Origin of the sequence: Mesorhizobium sp. M0140 (genome assembly GCF_040322475.1) — a bacterium.
In the GTDB taxonomy this organism is placed as follows: Bacteria; Pseudomonadota; Alphaproteobacteria; order Rhizobiales; family Rhizobiaceae; genus Mesorhizobium.
In genome coordinates, this window is sequence record NZ_JAMYTM010000010.1 from 1 (window position 1) to 21,400 (window position 21,400).

The following is a 21,400-nucleotide window of genomic DNA, read 5'->3' on the forward strand; positions in this document are numbered from 1 at the left end:
TGCGTGGTCCTTCGCGCTTCTCATACGGTTTGCGCTCACCCTCGGCGGCCACCGGGCGGTCGCCGCGCGGTGCGTAGGGCTTGCGTGGTCCTTCGCGCTTCTCATACGGTTTGCGCTCACCCTCGGCGGCCACCGGGCGGTCGCCGCGCGGTGCGTAGGGCTTGCGCGGCCCCTCGCGCTTCTCAAAAGGCTTCCCTTCGGGTCGCGGGCCTTTGCTGAAAGGCTTGTCGCCGCCCTTGAAATCGCGCTTCGGCCGATCGCCATCGGCGGCCATCGGCCGATCGCCACGCGGTGCGTAAGGCTTCTTGGCGCCAAAGGACGGCTTGCCGCCCTTGCCGGCGGCGCCATCACGGCTGCGCGGTCCCGCGGCTTTCGGCCCACTCTTGGCCGGACCCTTCCTGGGTCGGAATTTCTTGTCGTTGTCGTCCATGTGGCCTTTATCCGTTTGCGCTGCTACAGCGTGGCGCATCCTTTCGGGCGCGCAACGAACGCTGTAGCACTTTTGATGTGGCGCATGATCATTTCCGAAAACCGAGTCCCGATTTTCGAGGTCCTGCGCTCAATAACAGGATCACTGGAGTTTGTCAGGGAAAAGTGGAGACCGGTTTTTCCTAAAAGACAAACGAAAATCAAAAGCCTGGAGCAAGTGCGTTTCATTCGAAACGAACTTGCTCCGTCAGGTGGCGAGGAGATAATCGGAGTGAAAATCGCGTGAAGCGGCCCGATTTCATGGCGCTGGCGCTGAAGGAGGCCGAGGCTGCCGCCTTGCGAGGCGAAGTGCCGGTCGGCGCCGTCATCGCCAATGGCGCTGGTGTTGTCGCCAGCGCCGGCAACCGCACACGCGAACTTGCCGACCCGACCGCGCATGCCGAGATGCTGGTCATCCGCGAAGCTTGCCGCAAACTGTCGGCCGAACGGCTGACCGGCCATGATCTCTATGTGACGCTGGAACCTTGCGCCATGTGCGCCGGCGCCATTTCCTTCGCCCGGCTGCGCCGGCTTTATTTCGGTGCCGCCGACGACAAGGGCGGCGCGGTGGTCAATGGCGTGCGCTTCTTCGCATCGCCAACCTGCCACCACACGCCCGAGATCTATCCAGGCATGGGCGAGACCGAGGCGGCCCTGTTGCTCAAAGGATTTTTCCTGGAACGGCGCGGTTGAACCGGGCGCCCTTCGCAAGAAACAACAAAGAGGCGGTTTTTACAGGGACGGCATCCAGTCGAACCAGCCGCTGCCCTTCTTGCCTTCCGCCTCTTTCTTGAGGCGGCGTTCCTTCTTGTATTCGTCCTCGCCAAGCTCGTTCTGCGGCGCGGTGCCGGCCGCGACACGATACTGCACTGGAGGCTCGCTCAGATATTTGCGGGTGTTCGGATCGCCCTGCTTGCTGTCGGCAAGGCGGCGCTGGATCTCGGCGGCACGGCCCTTGTCGGAATCGGCCGGTGTCCATGCCGGCGGGTGGCTCGACCCTGACTCCGCCATCGCCCTCTTCACCGAGGCCGGGTCCGTCTGCACGTCGTCGACGATCTCAGACTGATAGGCCGGGTCGTTCTGATGGGCGGTGGCGTCGGCGCGCAAGCGGGCGCGGCGCTGCTCGGGCGATTCGGGCCATTCGGCGCTCGCCGTCTCGATGCTGTCCTGCGGGGCCGGCAGCGCTTCCTTCTGGCCTGGCGCCGGCTTCACAAGCGTCGGACGCGGCTTGTAGTCGATCTGTTCCTTGCGCTTCGGCGCGAATGAAAAGGCACCTGAAATATCGCCGGCCAGCTGTTCGCCGGCGGTCTTGTCGGTGCCGTAGGTCGGAGAGCCCATGCAGCCGGACAAAGCGAGGCCCGACGCGACAAGCGGCGCCAGCAGCGCCAAGCGCGCATTATATCTCTCGGTCATGCCAAAAAGTCCCACTCTAGACAGCCTCTCGATTGCCGCCGGCCTTGTGGCCGGTCCCCATCGTCCAAGCACTTGCGACGGAAATCCGGCGACAATTTGTCTTCCGGAGTTTCGCGTGTTTACCTCAACCACTCGTTAAGGGCAACGCGCGGGCGGTTTTCGCCCGCCCGGCGTGGCATTTGTGCACCGATCCAGCCGACTAACCGTTAAAGTCGGCCAAGCGCCTTCAATTCATGCAGCACCGCCGCATCCCTAGCCGAAACATCCGGGAATTCCGGATCCTGGCCGACATCGGCGGTGTAGCGCCAGGAGCGTGCACATTTTAACAGGCCACGATCCTCGGCCTTCTCGACCACCACGGCGACACCCTTGACGTCGTCGATCGCGAAGGCACCAGCCGGTGCCTCGCCATGAGCGATGACCAGATCGCTGGTGATCGCCATCTCGGCCATGTCGACATCTGAAATCGCCGCTTCGAGCGCTGCGTCGTTGATTGTGACGACCGGCACCGCTTCCAGCGACGATCCGATCACCTTCTGGGCGCGCGCGATCTCCAGCGCGCCGGTGACGACGCGCCGCACTTGCCGCACCTGGCGCCACTTTTCCGCCAGCGCCTCGTTCTTCCAGTCCGCCGGGATTTGCGGGAACTGGTCGAGATGCACCGAGACGGCGTCGGGATGACGGTCAAGCCAGGCCTCCTCCGTGGTGAAAGGCAGCATCGGCGCCAGCCATTTCACCAGGCAAGCGAAGAGATGGCGCACCACCTGCACCGAAGCCTTGCGCTTCAGGCTCGACGGCGCGTCGCAGTAGAGCGCATCCTTGCGGATGTCGAAATAGAACGCCGACAGCTCGACCACCATGAAATCGAGCAGCATGCGGGTGATGCGCTTGAATTCAAAGGCGTCGTAGCCCGAACGCACGACCTCATCGAGCTCGGCCAGCCGGTGCAGCATCAGCCGCTCCAGCTCCGGCATTTTCTCCATCGGCACCTCTTCGCCATCGTCATGGGCAAGCGTACCCAGCATCCAGCGGATGGTGTTGCGCAGCTTGCGGTAGGCGTCGATGTTGGTCTGCAGCACGTTCTTGCCGAGCCGCTGGTCCTCCCAGTAGTCGGTCGTCACCACCCACAGACGCAGGATATCGGCGCCCGACTGCTTGATGACGTCCTGCGGCACCACGGTGTTGCCCAGCGACTTTGACATCTTGCGGCCATCCTCGTCCATGGTGAAACCATGGGTGACGACGGTGTCGTAAGGCGCCCTGCCCCTGGTGCCGCAGCTCTCCAGCAGCGACGAATGGAACCAGCCGCGATGCTGGTCGGAGCCTTCGAGATAGACGTCGGCCGGCCATTTCAGGTCAGGACGATCCTCCAGCGTGAAGGCATGCGTCGAGCCCGAATCGAACCAGACGTCGAGGATGTCCATCACCTGCTTCCACTTCGAAGCGTCGTGATTGCCAAGGAAACGCTCCTTGGCATCAGCCGCGAACCAGGCGTCGGCGCCCTCCTTCTCGAAGGCGTCCATGATGCGCTGGTTGACCGCTTCGTCCTTCAGCACATTGCCGTCGGCATCGGCGAAGACGGCGATCGGCACGCCCCAGGCGCGCTGGCGCGACAGCACCCAGTCCGGGCGCTCCTCGATCATGGCGCGGATGCGGTTCTGGCCGGCGGCGGGCACGAAGCGGGTGTCGTCGATGGCCTTGAGCGCCCGGCTGCGCAACGTCGAGCCATCGCCGAGGTCCTTGTCCATGTAGACGAACCATTGCGGCGTGTTGCGGAAGATGATCGGTTTCTTGGACCGCCAGGAGTGAGGGTAGCTGTGCTTCAGCCGGCCACGCGCGAACAGCGCGTTGCGTTTGATCAACTCGTCGATGACGGCCTGGTTGGCGTTGCCCTTCTTGCCATTGTCATCGATGACGCGTGCCGGTCCACCCTCGCGGTCGGGGCCGAACCCCGGCGCGTCCTTGGTGAAGAAGCCGCCATCGTCGACGGTGAACGGGATGGCGGGATCGATGCCGCGTGTGCGCAGATCCACCGCCGCATCCATCCAGGCGTCAAAGTCCTCGCGGCCGTGACCGGGCGCGGTGTGGACGAAGCCGGTGCCGGCATCGTCGGTGACATGGTCGCCGACGAGCATGGGCACATCGAAATGATACCCTCCGTTTAACGCAAAAAACGGATGATCTAACGTTACGTTGGCAAGTTCCTCGCTTGTCACGGTGCGAAGTCGCTTAAAATTCACCTTGGCTTTGGCTGCGCTTTCATCGGCAAGCGCGTCGGCAAAGACCAGCTTCTCACCGGGCTGAGGGCCAAAGTCATTTTCGGCTGCCACGATCTCGTAAAGTCCGTAGGCAATGCGTGGCGAATAGGCTACCGCCCGGTTACCCGGGATCGTCCAAGGCGTTGTCGTCCAGATGACAACTGAAGCATGGGACAAACTGTGCGGCGGCTTTACGACAATTTTCCTGCCAGTTCGCTCACCACCTTCGTCCTCGACGTGTAAAATCGTATCCCCATCAGCAGACTGGATCGGAAACTTCACCCAGATCGTGTCGCTCTCATAGTCGTGGTACTCGATCTCGGCCTCGGCCAGCGCCGTACGCTCGACCACGCTCCACATCACCGGCTTGGAGCCGCGGTAGAGCTGGCCCGACATGGCGAATTTCAACAGCTCGCCGGCGATGCGCGACTCGGCATGGAAAGCCATCGTCGTATAGGGATTCTCGAAGTCGCCGATGACGCCGAGGCGCTGGAACTCGGCCCCCTGCACCGTGATCCAACCTGCGGCGAACTCACGGCATTCCTTGCGGAATTCGTTGACCGGCACCTCGTCCTTGTTCTTGCCCTTGGCGCGGTACTGCTCCTCGATCTTCCATTCGATCGGCAGGCCGTGACAGTCCCAGCCGGGCACATAGTTCGAGTCGTAACCGCGCATCTGGAACGAGCGGGTGATGACGTCCTTGAGGATCTTGTTCAGCGCATGGCCGATATGGATGTTGCCGTTGGCGTAGGGCGGGCCGTCATGCAGCACGTATTTCGTGCGGCCGGCAGCGCTCTCGCGCAGCTTGCGGTAGAGGTCCATGTCCTGCCAGCGCTTGACCAGCAGCGGCTCCTTCTCCGGCAAGCCGGCACGCATCGGGAAATCCGTCCGCGGCAGGTAAAGCGTCTTGGAATAGTCGATCGTTTCAGTTGTATCGGTCATTGGTCTGCCATGTGCATTGCCCGGCGGCAAAAGAGCTCGGGCGTTGAACTATACTTTTGCGCATGTCGTTTTCCCAAAACCGGGGCCACTTTTGGGCGACATGCCTGATGATCTGGAAAAAGCGCGAGAGGCCGCGCGCAGAATTCCCGGCGGTTCCGGCGACCCTCAGGCCGCCCGGAACACCGGGCCGGTAATTCGTATCGTCAGCACGCGAAGGCGCAAAAAGCTCGTCATTGGTGGGCTTTTAGCGGAGATAGACGCAGGAATAAAGCGTCTCTCGTTCGATTCACCTACATCGTGAAATCGAAGCGGTAGGTGGTCGACACGCCAATCATAAACTGGTTGCGGTCGCCACGCTCCTTGACCAGGCTGGAATCGGCCGCCGGTCCCATCAGGCGCGAATATTCGCCAAACAGGCTGGCGGTCATCGGCTCGGTCACCTTCCAGGTTATGGCGCCGCCAAGGCCGGTCGATTTCAGCCCGCCACCGGGATGATATTCGCTCAAGCCCGAAGCCACCGCTTCCTGCGCGTTGACGCCATAATAGGCGTCGAAATAGTTGCCTGAGGCGAAGGAAACACGCGGTCCTCCCGAAATCCTGACGGTCGGCGTCACGTCGTAAAAGGCGTCGGCGGCGATGTCGGCGACAAAGCCGTTGTGGGCGCGAATGCCGTGGCGCAGCTCGGCGCGGGCGCGCAGCCAGTCCGTCGGATAGAATTCGAAGAAGCCGCCGACTTCGCCGCCCCAGCGCACCGGATCGAGGCCCTTCAGCTCATCGGCGTTGTCATCGTCGCGGGAAAACAGGAACTTGCCGGTCAGGCCGGCGCGGACACCGCCATCATCGACCAGCGCCAGCGAGATGTTGTCGTTGCGCGAGACAAAGCGGGCGGCAGGTCCGGCCTTGCCCAGCGAAATGATCGGCGAGGCGCTGAGCAGGTACTTCTTGCCGCCCTCGAAATTCGGCGCCACCATGCCAGTGGCGCCAACGGTCAGATACCAGTCGCCGGACAGCCAGCTGCCCTCGCCCGCATTGGCAACGCCCGCGCCACCCAGCATCGCAGCGGCCAACACCAGAGAGATTCTTCCGACCGGACTCATGGCCACTCCACTAACACAACACACACGGTTACCGACGACAGCTTTGACGGCCGTTTGGTAAAATTTGATTTAAACCCGAGACATACGCTCGCGCTTTGCCGCGATCCGGCTGCCGGTCATCGACTGGACGTTGGCCCGCGCCCGGATTACCTTCCATTCGCAGTATTCCGCAGCCCTCGATGGAGACCGCGACAATGACCCTGCATGGCGACGCCTTGAAAATCGCGATCGAACAGACACGGACAAAATGGGGATGGTTTGTCGCGCTCGGTGTGCTGCTGCTCATCTTCGGCGGCATTGCCTTTGCCAATCTGTTCGTCGCCACGGTGGCTTCCGTCTACGTCGTGGGATGGCTGATGCTGATGGCGGGCATCATCGAGATCGTGCATGCGTTCGGCGTCAAGACCTGGAGCCGCTTCTTCTACTGGCTGCTCAGCGGACTGCTGTACGCCGTTGCCGGCTTCTTCGCTTTCGGCAATCCGTTGCTTGCCTCGGCGGTGCTGACGTTCCTGCTGGCGATCGCGCTGGTCGCGTCAGGGGTGCTCAGGGCCTGGGTCGGCTACAGCCATCGGCCGGAACGCGGCTGGGGCTGGATCGTCGCCGCCGGTGTCATCAGCGCCCTTGCAGGTCTGATCATCGCCATGGGCTGGCCGGTCAACAGCCTGTGGGTGCTCGGTCTGTTCCTTGCGATCGATCTGATCTTCCAGGGCTGGACCTTCATCGCCGTCGGCCTCGCGCTGAAAAAATAGCCGGGATCACGCCTGGACTCAAAAAGCCATGGCCGCGTCGAGATCGGAGAGCGGCTTGACGCCGGCAAGCAGCGCGCGTGCCTCGGCTTCATCGCGCTTCATCTGCGCGACCAGCGCATCGAGCCCTTCGAACTTCACCTCCGGGCGCAGGAAACCGAAGAAGGAAACCTGACAGACCTCGCCATAGAGGTCTTCGGAGAAGTCGAAGACGAAGGTTTCAAGCAGCGGCGCGCCATTGTCGTCGACCGTCGGGCGACGGCCGAAGCTGGCGACGCCGTCGTGAAGCGTGCCGTCGGCGCGGCGGAAGCGGACGGCATAGATGCCCTCCTTGAGTGCGGCTTCAGCCGACAGCCTCATATTCGCGGTTGGAAAGCCAAGGGTGCGGCCAAGCTGCTGTCCGCCGACCACCTCGCTTTCGACGGTGAAGCGGTAGCCGAGCAGACCGGCGGCTTCAGCCACCTCGCCCTCGCCCAGCAATCCGCGGATGCGGCTGGACGACACCACCTCGGCGCCCTCGTCCCGGAAGGCGTCGACGAGCGTGACGCCGAAGCCATGACGTTCGCCGGCCGCCATCAGGTAGGCCGGGCCGCCTTGACGATCCTTGCCGAAGTGGAAATCGAACCCGGTCACGGCGTGGGTAATGCCAAGGTTCGTTTCCAGCACATCCGTCACGAACGCTTCCGCCGACAGCGAGGCGAAGTCGCGCGTGAACGGCTGTTCGACCAGCGCGGCAAAGCCCAGCAGCGACAGGAGCCTCGCCTTCATCGGCGGCGGCGTCAGCACGAACAACGGGATATCAGGCCTGAAGATCTTGCGCGGATGCGGTTCGAATGTCAGCACCAGGGCCGGCACTCCACGCCGTCCGGCCTCGGCAGAGGCCCGCTCGAGCACCGCCTGATGGCCGCGATGGACGCCATCGAAATTGCCGATCGCCACCACGCCGCCGCGCAGGTCGGCGGGAAGCGGCGCGGTTGCCAGGATGCGTTGGAAGGCTGCCATCGTCACCTACCGAAGACTGGGAATGACGGCCACCGGACCATAGCCATGCTTTTCCAGGAACGCCGCCAGTCTTGCCGGGTCCGGGTACAGGGCATCGCCATAGTCGCGGGCATGGATGCCGCCGGAGACATAAAGAACATCGAAGCCATTGTCGGCGGCGCCCTTCACATCGGTCATCATGCCGTCGCCGATGGCCAGCACCTGGCCGCGCTCGACCGGCTGGCCAAGAATCTCGGCGACCTCTTTCATCGCGAGATTGTAGATCGGCGCGTAAGGTTTTCCAGCGATCAATGTGCGGCCGCCGAGCTGGGCGTAGTCACGCGCCAGCGCGCCGGCACACCATATGATGCGTTCGCCGCGCTCGACCACGATGTCGGGATTTGCGCAGATGAAAGGCAGGTTCCGGGCGCGCAGCCGCCGCAGGAGCTCCGTGTAATCCTCGGGGTTTTCGACCTCGTCGTCGAACAGGCCGGTGCAGACGATGCCGGACGCCTCGAACTCCTCGACAAGCTCGACGTCGAGACCTTCATAGAGGGTGACGTCCCGGTCGGCGCCGATATGGAAAATCTTGCGCGGCCCTTCGGCGATCAGATCCCGCGTCACGTCGCCTGAGGTAACCACCCGGTCGTAGGCTGACGGTGGAACACCGATCGCGTTCATCTGCGCCACGACATCGGCACTTCTGCGCGGCGAATTGGTGATGAGGACGACGGGGATTTTCGCCTCTCGAGCCCTTGCCAATGCCGAGGCCGCCGCCGGGAAATGCGTTTCACCATTGTGCACCACGCCCCAGACGTCGCACAGGATTGCCGAATAGGCCTTCGACACGTCTTCGAGCGAGCTGATGATTTCAGGCGAATCCGCCATGCCGTTTCCTTCAGTCATGATCGTTGCGATCGCCGCGACCGACGGTTCGCCGCAGCCGGTTCGGATTAGCCGAACCGCCCCGGCCTGTCATCAGCTTTCGCCAGGCACGATTGGTTAGCGGTTGGTGAAGCGCTGCCCCGGCAATCGAGCGATTTCCCAAACACGGCCTTCAGCGTTTTGTGGAAAGCTGGCATTGATCGAGAATCCGCCGGCGGGGGCCGCTGCAAGACATGCATGGACTTTGGCGTCAGTTCTGCCGCGACCAACGCGGCAACTATGCTCTTATGACCGTCGTCGCGATGGTTCCGCTCATGGGCGCCCTGGCGATGGCCGTCGACTTCACCGAGATGAGCCGCGAAAAACAGGCGGTTTCGAATGCGCTCGATGCCGCAAACTTCGCCACGGCGCGCCGGCTGACGGAAGGTGCTACCGACGACCAGTTGAGAGCCTATGCGCTCGATTTCTTCAATGCCAACCTCAACAAGATCAACCCTGCCAACACGACGCTCAGCGTCACCTTGCCAAGCAACACCGCCGGCGGGGGCTTGCTCAAGATGAGCGCGCGGCTTGACTACAAGCCCTATTTCTATCCGGTCTTCGGTCAGCTCGTCGGCAAATCCGAAACCGACGCCAACCAGAAGATCAGCTTCAACGTCTCCTCGGAAGTGCGGCTGAAGAACACTCTTGAAGTCGCCCTGGTGCTCGACAATTCCGGGTCGATGACCAAGACCGGAACGGGCTCGGGGCAAACGCGGATCGACCTTCTCAAGACCGCGGCCAAACAGCTGGTCGACACGCTGGCCCAGCAGGCGGCGATGATCAAGCAGGTCGACAGGCCGGTGCAGTTCGGCCTCGTGCCGTTTGCCGCCTCGGTCAATGTCGGACCCGGCAACGGTAACGCGTCCTGGATGGACACCGAAGGACTGTCGCCGGTATCGAACGAGAATTTCGACTGGTCGACGCTGAACGCGGTCGACAAATACGCCCAGCAGACCAACGGTATCTGGTACAAGCGCGGCACCGGATGGGGTACCGGCGAAGGCCAGATGCTGACCCGGTTTTCGCTCTACCGAGACATGAAGGTCGTCACCAACCATGAGCGTGTCACCAACAGCAAGCGCGTGGTTTGCGACGAATACAACTCGAACAACACCTGCAAACGCGACCACGACGAATACGACTACATCGATTCCTATGGCCCGTTCGCCAGTTGGCAGGGTTGCGTCGAGGCCAGGCCCTATCCCTACAATGTCAACGACGCGGCGCCTTCCGGCGGCTCTGCGAACACCGGCATAGGGATTGGCGATCCGGCGACGATGTTCGTGCCGATGTTCGCCCCTGACGAACCCGGCAACCATTGGAAGATCACTCAGGATCCGGATGAGGCCGCGCCGACGGCCTATGGCGCTATCAACAGCTGGTGGAATGACGACCCGACAAGCAGCACCGGCCAATCCCGGTTGCGCAACATGGCCAAATATTTCCAGCCGCGGCCGATCAATGCGCCGGCGCTGGCCGCCGGCAACGGGCCGAACTACAGCTGCTCCACCAACCCGATCACGCCGCTGACCGATGTCAGCGTTGCCACTGGGCTCCACGGCGATCAAGGCCGCGATCGACCTGATGAAGCCCGATGGCGGCACCAATGTTCCCGAAGGCATCGCCTGGGGATGGCGCGTGGTTTCGAGCGGCGAGCCCTTCACGCAAGGACGCCCGGAAACCGAGAGGGGCAACGACAAGGTCGTGATCGTGCTGACCGACGGCGCCAACACCTACTACACGCCTTCCTCGCTCGGCTATTCCGACCCCGCCGATTCGAAGTCGACCTATGCGTCCTTCGGCTATCTCAAACCCGGCTACAACGGCACGTCGGTGGGCCGCCTGTTCATGGGCACATCGAGCACCATTGGCCAATTCGATTATTCTAACGGCAATTATACCAACGCGCTCAACGAGCAGATGGCGACGCTTTGCAACAACGCCAAGGCAGCCAACATCATGGTGATGACTGTGGCGCTCGATCTGTCGACGACTAAAATCGCCGACCAGCAGGCGATCGAGGCGCTGAAATCCTGCTCGTCGAACTCGCGCTTCCGCAAGGATCCAACGGACGCGAGCAAGCCGGCAAAACTGTTCTGGAACGCCACCGGCGCCAGCTTGTCGAACGATTTCAAGGAAATCGGCAACGAACTGTCGAACCTGCGCGTCGTCGGCTGATCCGTAGGCACCGGCGGCTAGCTGGAACAACGGCTGGCGCCGCCATGCACTTGCGCGCGCCTGCCGGGACAGGCACATGTTGGCCGCCTGCCGGATCGTGCATCCATTCGCGGCGCGCTGGGGAAGAACAGATGCCCGAAACGGCCAATCATCTCGCCTTCGCGCTGGTCTGCCTCGGCATGGTGCTGACGCCTGGCCCCAACATGATCTATCTGATCTCGCGTTCCCTGTCGCAGGGGCCGAAGGCGGGGCTCATCTCGCTTGGCGGCGTGGCACTCGGCTTTGTCTTCTATGTGCTGGCGGCGGCGTTCGGCATCACCGCGCTGCTGCTCGCCGTGCCCTACGCCTATGACGCGCTGCGCTTTGCCGGCGTGCTCTATCTCTTGTGGCTGGCCTGGCAGGCGGTGAAGCCGGGCGGACGCTCGCCGTTCGAAGTGCGCGAATTGCCGAGGGACAGGCCGCGCAAGCTTTTCGCCATGGGCCTGATGACGAATCTGCTCAATCCGAAGGTGGCCGTGCTCTATCTGTCGCTGTTGCCGCAGTTCATCAGCCCCGGCAAAGGCCACGTCCTGTCGCAGCTACTGGTGCTCGGCGCGACGCAGATTTCGATCAGTCTCAGCGTCAATGCCGTCATCGCGGTGACGGCCGGCTCGATCGCCACCTTTCTCGCCGGACGGCCTTTGTGGCTGGTCATCCAGCGCTGGATGATGGGCACCGTGCTGGCGGCACTTGCGCTGAAGATGGCGACAGAGGCGCAGCGCTGAATTCGCCTTGGACGATGATCGCGAGCTGAGCTAGAAACGTCAGGGCGCCAGCAGCTGCACGAATTTCTCCGCGGCTGGCGAACGATTGGCCCTTGCAAGACTGACAACGAGCAGCCGCCTCTGAACACAAGGAACAATGGGAATTCGACACACGCGAGCGTCTCCTTCCGGAGTGGAAAGCTCAGGCATCAGTGTCACACCGATCCCCTGCGACACCATTTCCACCAGGGCAGCCGTATCGCGAACCGTAAGGACAACCTTAGGCGAGATGTTCACGGATGCGAAGAGCTGACGGATGACCGGCTCGCAACCAGAGCCCGACATGATGAAATTCTCGTCGGCCAGGTCGCACAATTTGACGCGCGCCGTCGCTGCTAGCGGGTGGTCGCAAGCAGCAAGAAAGACGAAATCATCCTCCAGGACTACATCCCCGACAGTTTCGGCTGATTGTTCGGAGGTCAGGCCGACGTCAACGACTGCTGTTTCAACCCATTCCAGAACCTCATGATCGGTTCCTTCCAGCAAAACCAGTTCGACGCCGGGGAAAAGCCGCTGGAAGCGGGCAAGTATTTGCGGCAGCAAACGCTCTACCGCGCTTGCCACGCTTCCAATGCGCAACCGCCCGGTCTGAGCGCCTGAAGCTGCGGCGCTCCTTTGCTGGATTCGCTCGATGGCCAGAACGGCATCTCGCGCATCCTGAAGCACTGCTTGTCCAATTTCCGTCGGAAACACCCCGTTCTTGCCGCGAACCAGAAGCTTCACTCCAAGAACGCCTTCAAGGCTTCTCATCGCCTGGCTTGCGCCCGACTGCGTCATGCCGATCCGCGTAGCGGCCGTCGAAAAGCTCGCGTCTTCGACAATCATGGTCAGGACCCGCAGCTGAGCGAGAGTGATATTAGTGATAGTCATGATAGATATCATCCGAATGCATTTTACTTATGCATCTCCGATAACGCATCTGGAAGCTCACTTCAATTCATAGGAGCTCTCATGACACAACGACTCGCATTGGCGCTGATCGGTGAATACACGCCATCTTTCGAACCACACGCCAAGATGGACGAAGCGCTGGATCATGCCGGGTCCACGCTCGGTATCCAGTACGAACACCAGTGGATTTCGACCGAAGAACTGATCACCGGGGTCAGCGACAAGCTGGCACCTTTTGATGCGATCTGGATCGCTCCAGGCAGCCCGTACAGGAGCATGAATGGCGCTCTGAATGCCATCCGGCATGCCAGGGAAAACGAAATTCCTGCTTTGGGAACCTGCGGCGGTTGCCAGCATATGGTCGTCGAATATGCCCGCAACGTGCTGGGTTTCCAGGACGCCGAGCATGCGGAATACGATCCCTATGCTTCCACCCTGTTCGTCACACAGCTGACCTGTTCACTCGTTGGGCAAACCATGGACGTATTTCTGACGCGAGGGAGCCGGGCAGCGCGGATTTATGGACAAACGAACACGAAAGAGCGCTACTATTGCAACTTCGGCATCAATCCAGCCTACCAGAAAGAACTGGACGCCGGCGGCTTTCACATTGTCGGCAGGGATTCGAATGGCGAGGCTCGCGTCCTCCTGCTGCCATCCCACCCATTCTACCTTGCCACGCTCTTCGTGCCGCAGCTGACGTCGACAAAGCAGCACCCGCATCCAATCATTGTCGCCTTCCTGGAAAGCGCCCGGTCAAGACCGCGCGCCGCGTTTTGGGGCGGTGATGTTTCCCAGCTCAATCGCTGAACGGCCTATCGTCGTTGAGTGATTGCAAGAAGTTAGCGACAGCGCACCCTACATCGGCCGCCTTGTCTGCTGCGCCCGCTCGGGCTCGACCACCTTGCGGTAGAGATGCCAGGTGGCATGGCCGAGCACCGGCATGACGACGGCTAGCCCGGCAAACAGCGGGATGGAACCGATCACCAGAAGCACGGCGACCAGCAAGCCCCACAGCGCCATCTGCAGCGGGTTGGCCATTACCGCCCGGGCCGAGGTCTCGATCGCCGAAACGGCGCCGACGTCACGGTCGAGCAGCAGCGGGAAGGCAACCACGGTGGTGGCCAGCACGATTACGGCAAAGACAAAGCCCGCGGCATTGCCGGCAAGGATCAGCGTCCAGCCCTTGCTGGTGGTCAGCACGTCGCGGATGAAGCCACCGATCGAGGCCGGCGGCTGGTCGCCGAACAGGCCGGTGTAGATCGATTGCGCGGTGTAGAGCCATAACAGGAACAGCGCCACCAGCATGATCCCGATGACGGCGATCGACGGAACCGCGGACGAGCGCCGCACATCAAACGCGTGCCGCCAGGAGGTGTTCATGCCGAGTTCGCGCCGGCGGCTGATCTCGTAAAGGCCGAGCGCCGCAAAGGGCCCGACCAGCGCGAAACCCGACATCAGGGGATAGATGAGCTGGATGGCGTTGGCCCCGGACGTCCACTGCGTCAGGATCAGGCCGACGATGGGATAGATCAAGCACAGGAACACATAGTGCGAAGGTTTTGCCCAGAAATCCTCGACGCCGAGGCGCAGCGCATCCCAAAGGTCCGACGTGGTGATGCGGCGCACCGTTGGCTGCACATGCATTCCACGTGCGTCCGCCATGACATGAAAGCCGGCCATAACCTTCCTCCCGTGTGTCGGGGCGGTCACCGCCAGGATGGCCGCCAGAGCTGCCACTTCAAGAACGAGAGGCACGATAGCAGAGTTGGCGGCGATTGTCGCCGCGTCAATTGCCTGGGGAGCAACTCCTCGTAGTGTTCAACTCTCCGTATGGCCTCTCATATGGCGTACCTTGGCGGTCCTTCATTTTGACCAATCATTGTGCTGCATTTTAGCATTTACGCATTTTAGCATTTACTTAAATTGCTCGTAGGGATCTTTGGCGTATCACCTGAGCTTTACGAAGTTCGGCGAGGAACTATGTTCGCATTGAAAGGCTTTTGGTCTTCGGAGCGTGGCAACTTTGCCATAACGACCGCCATCGGGATGCTGCCGATAATGATTGGTTTGGCCGGCGCCGTTGATCTGATCGGCACGAGCCATGACGCCTCGCAACTACAGAACTCGCTTGACGCGGCGGGGCTCGCCATCGGCACGAAGTTCTCTCCCGATATGGCGGCCGGCGATGTCCAGCAGCTTGGGCTGCAATTCTTCGCCGCCAATATGAGCGTGGCCGACCAGCAGGAATATCTGGGCAGCGTCTCCGCTTTCGCGGCAACGGCAAGCGGCAGCCCAAGCGCCTACTTTATCTCGCTGTCGTCCAGCATAAGCCGCCCAAGCTTCATCAGCGCCTCGGCCCCCTGGCAGGCCTACCGCTCGGCCTCGGTCAAGATAAAACCTGGCGCGCAGGCCTGCGTGCTGGCGCTCGATCCGCATGCGTCCGCCGCCGTGAACCTGCAGGGCTCGACCAACGTCTCGATGGACAATTGTGTGATCGCGGCGAACTCGGACGCCCCCGATTCCGTGAACAGGGGCGGCTCCGCCCTGGTTTCAGCGGGCTGTGTCTCAACTGTCGGCGGCACCAGCGGGCTGTTGCCACCCAGCGCCAGTCTCGCCTGCGGAACGCCGCACGAACATCGGTACGCATCCTTTGATCCGCTGGCCGACGTCGTTCCTCCCCCTTACACATTGTGTTTGCCGGTCCCGAACGGCAAAACCTACACGCTGTCGCCAGGCACTTATTGCGACAAGACATTGTCGGGAAACATCACGCTTAATCCGGGCGTCTACATCATGCGCGGCACCACCATAAAGCCAGGGGGAAACGGCAGCCTGACTGGCCAGGGCGTGACCATATTTCTCATGGAAAGCGCTCAGATCTACATAAATGCCAATGAGAAGGTGAACCTTTCCCCGCCCACCAGCGGCCCTTATGCCGGTATCACCATTTTTCAGGATCACGGCAACACGTCTGCTCTGACATTGAATGGCGGCGCAAATTCCGTGATCAGCGGTTTTATCTACGCGCCGGACGCGCCCATTTCCTACGCCGGCAACTCTGATATGAGCGCCCAGGGCAACTGTCTCAGGCTTGTCGGCAATACGATACAGATGACCGGAAACTCGTCCGTCAAGTCGGACTGCGCGGCGGCGCTTGGAAATCGCACAATGTATGCCGATCGGATGATCACTCTGGTGAAATGAGAAACGACAGGCGGCCCAAGCGGTCGCGTTGAGAAAAATGGCGGTCGCGTTTAACAATGCCGGAGTGCGGCGACCGCACTCCGGCAGATCAGTGCCTCTCACAAAGGCACATCCTGGTTGAAAATGGGGTATCGCTACGATTGCGCCGGTGCAGCGAAGCGATCGATCACCTCAGTCAGGGGGACGTGGCCAAGGCAGGCGCCAGAACCGGCGGGTTGTTCGCCATCCTCGACAGCCAGGGCATAACGCACGGCCGGATCGGCTTCGATGCGAAGGCGCAATCCGGCCAGCTTGGGATAGGCAGCGCCGTCGATCGCCTGGTGAAATTCCGCCCAGCGTGCCACGCCGATCAGCGTGGTATCGGCAAGAGTCAGCCCGTCGCCGACCAGGAAATCCGTACCGGCGATCATCGCCTCGAGCCGATCATGACGTTCCGCAACGGCCTTGCGGCCGAACTCCCGCAAGGTCGCCTTCAGCGCGGGTTCATCCGCCGCCATTTCCAATGCCACCCAGAGCGGGCTGAAGGCGGCGGTGAAACCGGTGTTCACGAAGGCCATCAACTGGTGCATGCGGTCGGCTTGCGGCGTGCGCGGTTCGAAGCTGATGCGACGCTGTGTGTCGCGGGCTTCGAGCCATGCGGCGATGGCCATTGTCTCGGTGAGCACCCGGCCTTCGTCGGTGATCAGCACCGGCGTTTCCTGACGGTCGTTGATGCTGGCATAGGCATCGTTTTTCATCTCGGTGAGCATGTCGACGCGGCACAGGCGATAGGGTTGCCCGACGCGTTCGAAGGCAGCGACGAGCCCCATCGAGCTTCCCGCCGGGAAGCCATAAAGCAGGATAGGTTCCATTTGTTTTCTTCCGTGATTGAGGAGATCACGCCGCGCAGCGAAACTTGACCCTAAACGCTGGTCGTCCCATGTAAATTACGCACAATTCTGTAACCAGGATCCGCCCATGAAAGACGTCGTCTCACGCTGCCCGATCGAAGAGACCATGCGCGTGCTCAGCGGCCGCTGGCCCACGCTGCTGCTCTATTATCTGAAGGACGGGACCAAGCGGTTCAGTGACCTGAGACGCGACAACCCCACCGTGTCGCACCGCATTCTGGCTCTGGAACTGCGCAAGCTCGAGGACGCCGGTATCGTGAGGCGAACGGCCCGCTCGGGCTATCCGCTGCGGGTCGACTATGACCTCACGGCGCCTGGCCGCAAGCTTGTACCGCTCATCGACGCGCTGGGCTCGTGGTGGGTGCATACGGAAGACGACCGGATGCGCGGTTCCTCGGACGCAGATCTCGATACTGCCGCCTAACATCTTCGATTTTCGCCGCCCTGCCCGGCAAAAGCCATGATCGACGTTATCTCAGGGGCATGACCATAGCGAAAATCGAAACCTACCCGATGCCGAATCTGAACAGGCGCATGGTGTTGACCGGCCTCGCCGCCCTAGCGGGACTCGCCGCCTGCAGCACTGTTTCACTGCCAACCGGCGAAGGCGCCGGGGTCTCCTCCTCCGCCACCGGCACGCTGGCCAGTATCCGCGCCTCGGCCGGGCTGGCGCCGATGGTCCCCGACCGGCAGCTCGAACAGGCCGCCCTGCAGCAGGCCGGCTACATGGCGCAGCGCCGCCGCATGAGCCACACCACCGGCTGGGGCAAGGATTTCGCCTCGCGCGTCAGGGACAATCGAATTTCCGGTGCCGCGGCGGAGAACATCGCCGAGGGCCGTTTCGATCTTGAGAAGCTGTTCGACATCTGGGTGCATTCGCCCGGCCATCGCCGCAACATGCTCGACCCGCGCTTCACCCGCTTCGGCCTTGCCTATGTGCGCGACGGCGGCGACAGCAAGCTCCGTTACTGGAGCCTGGTGCTCGGAAAATAGGATGGAAAGCTAGTCCATATGCGCTGCCGGCGCGCCGCCGGCAGGCGCCTGCTTCGGCTTGCGCAGCAGGAAAACAAACGGAATGGCAAGCAGCGTCATCACCATGAGCATTTTGAAGTCGTTGACGTAGGAGATCATCATCGCCTGGAGATTGACCATGCGATCGACCTGTGAGAGCGCCATAGGATCGCCGCTCGCGGCGGCTGGAGAGACCGCCCACAGATTCGGATTGAACGGGTTGATGAAGGCCGAAAGCTCGGTGTGGTTGACCTGCGTGTTGCGCACCATCAGAACCGTCACGACCGACACGCCGATGGATGAGCCAAGATTGCGCACCAGGCTGAACAAAGCCGTGGCATCGGTGCGGAAGCGCACGTCAAGCGTGGCGAAGGCGACGGTCGACAGCGGCACGAACACCATTCCCATCCCCAGGCCCTGGATGACGCCGGAGCTGAGGATCAGCCAATTGTCCATCTGTGGCGTGAAGCTGGACATGGTGTAGAGCGATTGCGCCGTGAGCAGAAAGCCGATGACGACAAGAATCCTGGCGTCGATCCTGCTCATGAGCCGCCCGACGACAAGCATCGAAATCATGGTGCCGACACCGCGCGGCCCCAACACGACACCGATGGTGACGGTCGGATAGCCGAAGATGGTCGACAGCATCGGCGGCAGCAGCGACATCGAGGCCAGGATCAGCACGCCCATGACGAAGATGAATGCCAGCCCGGTCACGAAATTGCGGTCGAGGAAGATCTTGGGATCGATGAAAGGACGTTCCGCCGTCAGCGTGTGGATGATGAACACCCAGAATCCGGTGATCGAAAGAGCAAGCTCGATCCAGATCTCGACCGAGGAAAACCAGTCGACCTCGCCGCCGCGGTCAAGCAGCAACTGCAGCGCACCGACACCGAGCGATAACATGGCGAAGCCGAAGAAATCGAAGCTGCGCACTCGCCGGGCAACCGCCGGCAGATAGGCGGCCATACCGAGGAAGGCGATGATGCCGACCGGCAGGTTGATGAAGAACACCCAGCGCCAGTTGAAATTTTCGGTCAGCCAGCCGCCGAGCGTCGGACCCAGGATTGGCCCCAGCATGATGCCAGCGCCCCAGATGGCCATTGCCTGGCCGTGGCGCTCCCTGGGGTTGATGTCGAGCAGGAAGGTTTGCGACAGTGGCACGATGGCGGCGCCGAACACGCCTTGCATCAGCCGGAAGAACACTATGCTCTCCAGGCTCCAGGCGATACCGCACAGCATCGAAAACACGGTGAAACCGACAACCGCCCCCAGGAACAGTTCCTTGCGGCCGAAGCGATCGGCCAGCCAGCCGGTGACCGGCGTCATGATGGCGGCGGCAACGATGTAGGAGGTCAGCACCCAGTTGATGTTGTCGGGTGAGGCGCCGAGATCGCCGGTCATGGTCGGCAGCGCGACGTTGGCGATCGTCGTGTCGAGCGCCTGCATGATCGTCGCCAGCATGAGCGCGACCGTGATCAGGCCGCGATGCGGCACTTCTTTGAAGGGTTCGGGCGTGCTCATGGCATGAAACTTCCAGCAGGTAACAAAAACGTGTACAAGGGGTTTCCGGGCGGCAACGCCTTCCGTTGAGAGACCCTCGTCGCGGTGGGACGCGATTGTCGATGTGGGGGTTACATCGACTGAAAGTCTCTGATGAGCGGATGCCTGCCGCCCGGAAACATGAGGACCGACGGGTCCGCGTCGGAGATTTCAGATTTCGGCCAGGCCGCTACGCGGCGCGCCCAAACGCTGATCCTCCAGCTCCTCCCATCAGACCAATCCTGCTATTCACCTCCGCCGCTGGTCCTGCGGCATTCTGACGTTACTGCGCGGCCTCGCCAGCCGTGGCGTGACCGAAGATCGAAGGCAGGCCACGCGCCACGCCGGTGTCGACGGTAACGGTGGCGCTCATGCCGGTGCGCAACGCCATCTTGGCGTCCGCATCGGTCAATTCGAGACGAACCGGGATGCGCTGCGTGACCTTGACCCAGTTGCCGGTGGCATTCTGGGCTGGCAGCAGCGAGAACTCGGCTCCCGTGCCGGCGCCGATCGCCTTGACCGTCGCCTCGAAGGTGCGCCCTGGATAGGTGTCGACCACGATCTCGGCCTTCTGGCCGGGCTTCATGTGGGTGAGCTGCGTTTCCTTGAAATTGGCATCGATCCAGGTGTCGCCGGTCTCGACCAGCGAAAACAGCGGCGTGCCGGAACCGACATACTGGCCGACCTTGAACGACGAGGCCTGGCTGACGATGCCGTCCGCCGGCGCCTTGACCGTGGTCTGCGCCAGGTCGTAGGCCGCCTTGTCGCGCGCGGCGAGCGCGGCCATCACGGTCGGGTGCTTGTCGGTCTCGATGTCGGGATTGCCGCCAAGGGCTGCCTTGGCGCTGATGATGCCTTGCTCGGCAACGGCCAGCTGCTGCTTGGCCTTGTCGAGATCGTTCTTGGCCTCGTCCAGCGACGATTTGGCGTTGATGCCCTTCTGGGCAAGATCGGCGGCGCGGTCGAACTGCGACTGGGCGAAGACGACCTGGCTGGCATCGGACTTCTGCTGAGCCATCGACTGGCCATAGGCCGCGCGCAGCTGCTCGACATTGAGACGCGCGCCCGCCACCGCCGCGTCGGCCTGCGCCAGCGCGATCCGGTATGGCTCGGGGTCGATGGCAAACAGCTCGTCACCCTGTTTGACCAGCTGGTTATCGAAGATGTCGACCTTGACGATGCGGCCTGCCGTGTCGGAAGCGATCGACACCTTGGCCTGCTGCAGGTTGGCGTTCTCGGTCTCCTGGTAGCGGCCGCCGGTGACCCAGACGTAGCCGCCCCCGACAGCGAGTGCCGCGGGCAGCGCGACCATCAGCAGGAAGCGGCCCAGCCGGCGCTTTTTCTTCACCGGCGCCGGGGCCGGCTGCACTGGGGGAGCAACCGCCACCGGGGCCGCGGCCGGCTGCGCCGGCGCTTCCATCTCCAGTTCGGTCGTGTTCTTGTCTATCTTGGCTACCGCGTTCATGCTGCTGCGCCTTCTGTATTCTTCACTTTTTCAATGGACGGCGTCTCGTCGTCGGTCAGGTTGCGGACCATCGCCTCGAGCCCTTCGACGAGGACGCGACGGGCTTCCGGCTTCACGCCGACCAGCGATTCCTCATAGACTTCCCCGGCAATGCTCTTGATCACGGCGTAGGCGTCGCTCGCCTTGGGCGTCAGGAAGATCATGCGGACGCGACGATCGGCGGCGTCGGCACGACGCTCGATCCAGCCTCCCTCCTCCATGCGGTCGACCAGGCGCGAAACGCTGATCGGCTCGATTTCGAGAAGTTCGGCCAGCCGTGCCTGCGCGACGCCGTCTTCCTTGGCAACGCGGACCAGAAGCCGCCATTGCGCCGAAGAAAGCCCCAAGCCACTGGCCCTCGCCTCGAAGCGCTTGCGCATCAGGCGCTGCACGTCGTGAATCAAGAAGCCCAATCTGTCGATGCCATCGGAAACCATGAGCGGGATATATAATAAGCGTGCTCACTATTCAAGATGCCGCGTTGCATAAGAAGCCGGCAGATATGCACGACAGTCATGCGATGCAGGCATGGTTACCGATTG

At 62.1% G+C, this 21,400-nt stretch carries 19 protein-coding genes and 2 pseudogenes; 9 read left to right on the plus strand and 12 right to left on the minus strand.

Annotated features, from left to right (window positions below; genetic code table 11):
• A pseudogene (locus tag NKJ37_RS12235) lies at nt 1-430 on the minus strand (pseudouridine synthase); the annotation flags it as partial.
• A gap of 281 nt (nt 431-711) precedes the next feature.
• On the opposite strand from NKJ37_RS12235, the gene NKJ37_RS12240 reads away from it, so the two are divergent.
• Nucleotides 712-1,161: a nucleoside deaminase gene (locus NKJ37_RS12240; RefSeq protein WP_352773899.1), complete on the plus strand. Its 450-nt coding sequence runs from the start codon at nt 712-714 to the stop codon at nt 1,159-1,161.
• Nucleotides 1,162-1,200: 39 nt separating this feature from the next.
• Here NKJ37_RS12240 and NKJ37_RS12245 read toward each other — a convergent pair whose 3' ends face one another.
• Nucleotides 1,201-1,881 carry a hypothetical protein gene (locus NKJ37_RS12245; RefSeq protein WP_023813543.1) on the minus strand — a complete coding sequence of 227 codons (681 nt, stop codon included), beginning with the start codon at nt 1,879-1,881 and terminating at the stop codon, nt 1,201-1,203.
• Nucleotides 1,882-2,087: 206 nt separating this feature from the next.
• Nucleotides 2,088-5,081, minus strand: coding sequence for an isoleucine--tRNA ligase (ileS, locus tag NKJ37_RS12250; protein ID WP_352773900.1), 2,994 nt, complete (start codon nt 5,079-5,081; stop codon nt 2,088-2,090).
• Nucleotides 5,082-5,124: 43 nt separating this feature from the next.
• Here ileS and NKJ37_RS12255 point away from each other — a divergent pair, with 43 nt between their 5' ends.
• Nucleotides 5,125-5,382, plus strand: coding sequence for a hypothetical protein (locus tag NKJ37_RS12255; RefSeq protein WP_352611820.1), 258 nt, complete (start codon nt 5,125-5,127; stop codon nt 5,380-5,382).
• On the opposite strand, the gene NKJ37_RS12260 is transcribed toward NKJ37_RS12255, so the two are convergent.
• Nucleotides 5,372-6,178, minus strand: a complete 807-nt coding sequence (locus NKJ37_RS12260; RefSeq protein ID WP_023813541.1) for a MipA/OmpV family protein — start codon at nt 6,176-6,178, stop codon at nt 5,372-5,374. The two genes, NKJ37_RS12255 and NKJ37_RS12260, sit on opposite strands and share 11 nt — an antisense overlap.
• Nucleotides 6,179-6,372: 194 nt before the next feature.
• Here NKJ37_RS12260 and NKJ37_RS12265 point away from each other — a divergent pair, with 194 nt between their 5' ends.
• Nucleotides 6,373-6,927, plus strand: a complete 555-nt coding sequence (locus NKJ37_RS12265; protein WP_023813540.1) for an HdeD family acid-resistance protein — start codon at nt 6,373-6,375, stop codon at nt 6,925-6,927.
• 18 nt (nt 6,928-6,945) lie between these two features.
• Here the strand turns inward: NKJ37_RS12265 and NKJ37_RS12270 are convergent, their stop codons facing one another.
• Both NKJ37_RS12270 and NKJ37_RS12275 read right to left on the minus strand, forming a co-directional pair.
• Nucleotides 6,946-7,926, minus strand: coding sequence for a bifunctional riboflavin kinase/FAD synthetase (locus NKJ37_RS12270; protein WP_023813539.1), 981 nt, complete (start codon nt 7,924-7,926; stop codon nt 6,946-6,948).
• A gap of 6 nt (nt 7,927-7,932) precedes the next feature.
• The gene (locus tag NKJ37_RS12275; protein WP_352773901.1) at nt 7,933-8,793 is read right to left on the minus strand and encodes a TIGR01459 family HAD-type hydrolase; all 861 of its coding nucleotides are present in this window, start codon (nt 8,791-8,793) and stop codon (nt 7,933-7,935) included.
• Between the two features lie 230 nt (nt 8,794-9,023).
• Here NKJ37_RS12275 and NKJ37_RS12280 point away from each other — a divergent pair.
• A pseudogene (locus tag NKJ37_RS12280) lies at nt 9,024-11,010 on the plus strand (TadE/TadG family type IV pilus assembly protein).
• Between the two features lie 131 nt (nt 11,011-11,141).
• On the plus strand, nt 11,142-11,774 hold the full coding sequence (locus NKJ37_RS12285; protein WP_023813536.1) for a LysE family translocator: 633 nt from the start codon (nt 11,142-11,144) through the stop codon (nt 11,772-11,774).
• Between the two features lie 39 nt (nt 11,775-11,813).
• Here the strand turns inward: NKJ37_RS12285 and NKJ37_RS12290 are convergent, their stop codons facing one another.
• Nucleotides 11,814-12,683 (minus strand): LysR family transcriptional regulator, encoded by an 870-nt coding sequence (locus NKJ37_RS12290; RefSeq protein WP_352773902.1) that lies wholly within the window; start codon nt 12,681-12,683, stop codon nt 11,814-11,816.
• An 81-nt stretch (nt 12,684-12,764) separates the two neighbouring features.
• On the opposite strand from NKJ37_RS12290, the gene NKJ37_RS12295 reads away from it, so the two are divergent.
• On the plus strand, nt 12,765-13,514 hold the full coding sequence (locus NKJ37_RS12295) for a CTP synthase C-terminal region-related (seleno)protein (RefSeq protein WP_023813534.1): 750 nt from the start codon (nt 12,765-12,767) through the stop codon (nt 13,512-13,514).
• A 48-nt stretch (nt 13,515-13,562) separates the two neighbouring features.
• Here NKJ37_RS12295 and NKJ37_RS12300 read toward each other — a convergent pair whose 3' ends face one another.
• Nucleotides 13,563-14,387: a DUF2189 domain-containing protein gene (locus NKJ37_RS12300; RefSeq protein WP_023813533.1), complete on the minus strand. Its 825-nt coding sequence runs from the start codon at nt 14,385-14,387 to the stop codon at nt 13,563-13,565.
• A gap of 300 nt (nt 14,388-14,687) precedes the next feature.
• Here NKJ37_RS12300 and NKJ37_RS12305 point away from each other — a divergent pair, with 300 nt between their 5' ends.
• Nucleotides 14,688-15,911, plus strand: a complete 1,224-nt coding sequence (locus NKJ37_RS12305) for a TadE/TadG family type IV pilus assembly protein (protein WP_128304793.1) — start codon at nt 14,688-14,690, stop codon at nt 15,909-15,911.
• Nucleotides 15,912-16,045: 134 nt separating this feature from the next.
• Here NKJ37_RS12305 and NKJ37_RS12310 read toward each other — a convergent pair whose 3' ends face one another.
• Nucleotides 16,046-16,762, minus strand: coding sequence for a glutathione S-transferase family protein (locus tag NKJ37_RS12310; protein WP_352442471.1), 717 nt, complete (start codon nt 16,760-16,762; stop codon nt 16,046-16,048).
• Nucleotides 16,763-16,868: 106 nt separating this feature from the next.
• On the opposite strand from NKJ37_RS12310, the gene NKJ37_RS12315 reads away from it, so the two are divergent.
• Nucleotides 16,869-17,225, plus strand: coding sequence for a winged helix-turn-helix transcriptional regulator (locus NKJ37_RS12315; protein ID WP_352442472.1), 357 nt, complete (start codon nt 16,869-16,871; stop codon nt 17,223-17,225).
• 59 nt (nt 17,226-17,284) lie between these two features.
• The gene (locus NKJ37_RS12320; protein WP_023813529.1) at nt 17,285-17,794 is read left to right on the plus strand and encodes a CAP domain-containing protein; all 510 of its coding nucleotides are present in this window, start codon (nt 17,285-17,287) and stop codon (nt 17,792-17,794) included.
• Between the two features lie 9 nt (nt 17,795-17,803).
• On the opposite strand, the gene NKJ37_RS12325 is transcribed toward NKJ37_RS12320, so the two are convergent.
• From NKJ37_RS12325 to NKJ37_RS12335, 3 genes are all read right to left on the minus strand, one after another.
• Complete coding sequence (locus NKJ37_RS12325; protein WP_023813528.1) at nt 17,804-19,336, minus strand: DHA2 family efflux MFS transporter permease subunit; 1,533 nt, start codon at nt 19,334-19,336, stop codon at nt 17,804-17,806.
• 301 nt (nt 19,337-19,637) lie between these two features.
• Nucleotides 19,638-20,819 carry an HlyD family secretion protein gene (locus tag NKJ37_RS12330; RefSeq protein ID WP_352752972.1) on the minus strand — a complete coding sequence of 394 codons (1,182 nt, stop codon included), beginning with the start codon at nt 20,817-20,819 and terminating at the stop codon, nt 19,638-19,640.
• Nucleotides 20,816-21,295, minus strand: coding sequence for a MarR family winged helix-turn-helix transcriptional regulator (locus NKJ37_RS12335; protein ID WP_023813527.1), 480 nt, complete (start codon nt 21,293-21,295; stop codon nt 20,816-20,818). The genes NKJ37_RS12330 and NKJ37_RS12335 overlap by 4 nt, the downstream gene beginning before the upstream one ends.
• Between the last annotated feature and the right edge of the window lie 105 nt (nt 21,296-21,400).

Bases quoted from the DNA above. Each gene is read 5' to 3' on its own strand.
- NKJ37_RS12300 (WP_023813533.1), bottom strand. From the start codon at position 14,387: ATGGCCGGCTTTCATGTCATGGCGGACGCACGTGGAATGCATGTGCAG.
- NKJ37_RS12285 (WP_023813536.1), top strand. From the start codon at position 11,142: ATGCCCGAAACGGCCAATCATCTCGCCTTCGCGCTGGTCTGCCTCGGC.
- NKJ37_RS12330 (WP_352752972.1), bottom strand. From the start codon at position 20,819: ATGAACGCGGTAGCCAAGATAGACAAGAACACGACCGAACTGGAGATG.
- NKJ37_RS12320 (WP_023813529.1), top strand. From the start codon at position 17,285: ATGACCATAGCGAAAATCGAAACCTACCCGATGCCGAATCTGAACAGG.
- NKJ37_RS12245 (WP_023813543.1), bottom strand. From the start codon at position 1,881: ATGACCGAGAGATATAATGCGCGCTTGGCGCTGCTGGCGCCGCTTGTC.
- ileS (WP_352773900.1), bottom strand. From the start codon at position 5,081: ATGACCGATACAACTGAAACGATCGACTATTCCAAGACGCTTTACCTG.
- NKJ37_RS12265 (WP_023813540.1), top strand. From the start codon at position 6,373: ATGACCCTGCATGGCGACGCCTTGAAAATCGCGATCGAACAGACACGG.
- NKJ37_RS12325 (WP_023813528.1), bottom strand. From the start codon at position 19,336: ATGAGCACGCCCGAACCCTTCAAAGAAGTGCCGCATCGCGGCCTGATC.
- NKJ37_RS12260 (WP_023813541.1), bottom strand. From the start codon at position 6,178: ATGAGTCCGGTCGGAAGAATCTCTCTGGTGTTGGCCGCTGCGATGCTG.
- NKJ37_RS12295 (WP_023813534.1), top strand. From the start codon at position 12,765: ATGACACAACGACTCGCATTGGCGCTGATCGGTGAATACACGCCATCT.
- NKJ37_RS12310 (WP_352442471.1), bottom strand. From the start codon at position 16,762: ATGGAACCTATCCTGCTTTATGGCTTCCCGGCGGGAAGCTCGATGGGG.
- NKJ37_RS12305 (WP_128304793.1), top strand. From the start codon at position 14,688: ATGTTCGCATTGAAAGGCTTTTGGTCTTCGGAGCGTGGCAACTTTGCC.
- NKJ37_RS12335 (WP_023813527.1), bottom strand. From the start codon at position 21,295: ATGGTTTCCGATGGCATCGACAGATTGGGCTTCTTGATTCACGACGTG.
- NKJ37_RS12275 (WP_352773901.1), bottom strand. From the start codon at position 8,793: ATGGCGGATTCGCCTGAAATCATCAGCTCGCTCGAAGACGTGTCGAAG.
- NKJ37_RS12270 (WP_023813539.1), bottom strand. From the start codon at position 7,926: ATGGCAGCCTTCCAACGCATCCTGGCAACCGCGCCGCTTCCCGCCGAC.
- NKJ37_RS12290 (WP_352773902.1), bottom strand. From the start codon at position 12,683: ATGACTATCACTAATATCACTCTCGCTCAGCTGCGGGTCCTGACCATG.
- NKJ37_RS12315 (WP_352442472.1), top strand. From the start codon at position 16,869: ATGAAAGACGTCGTCTCACGCTGCCCGATCGAAGAGACCATGCGCGTG.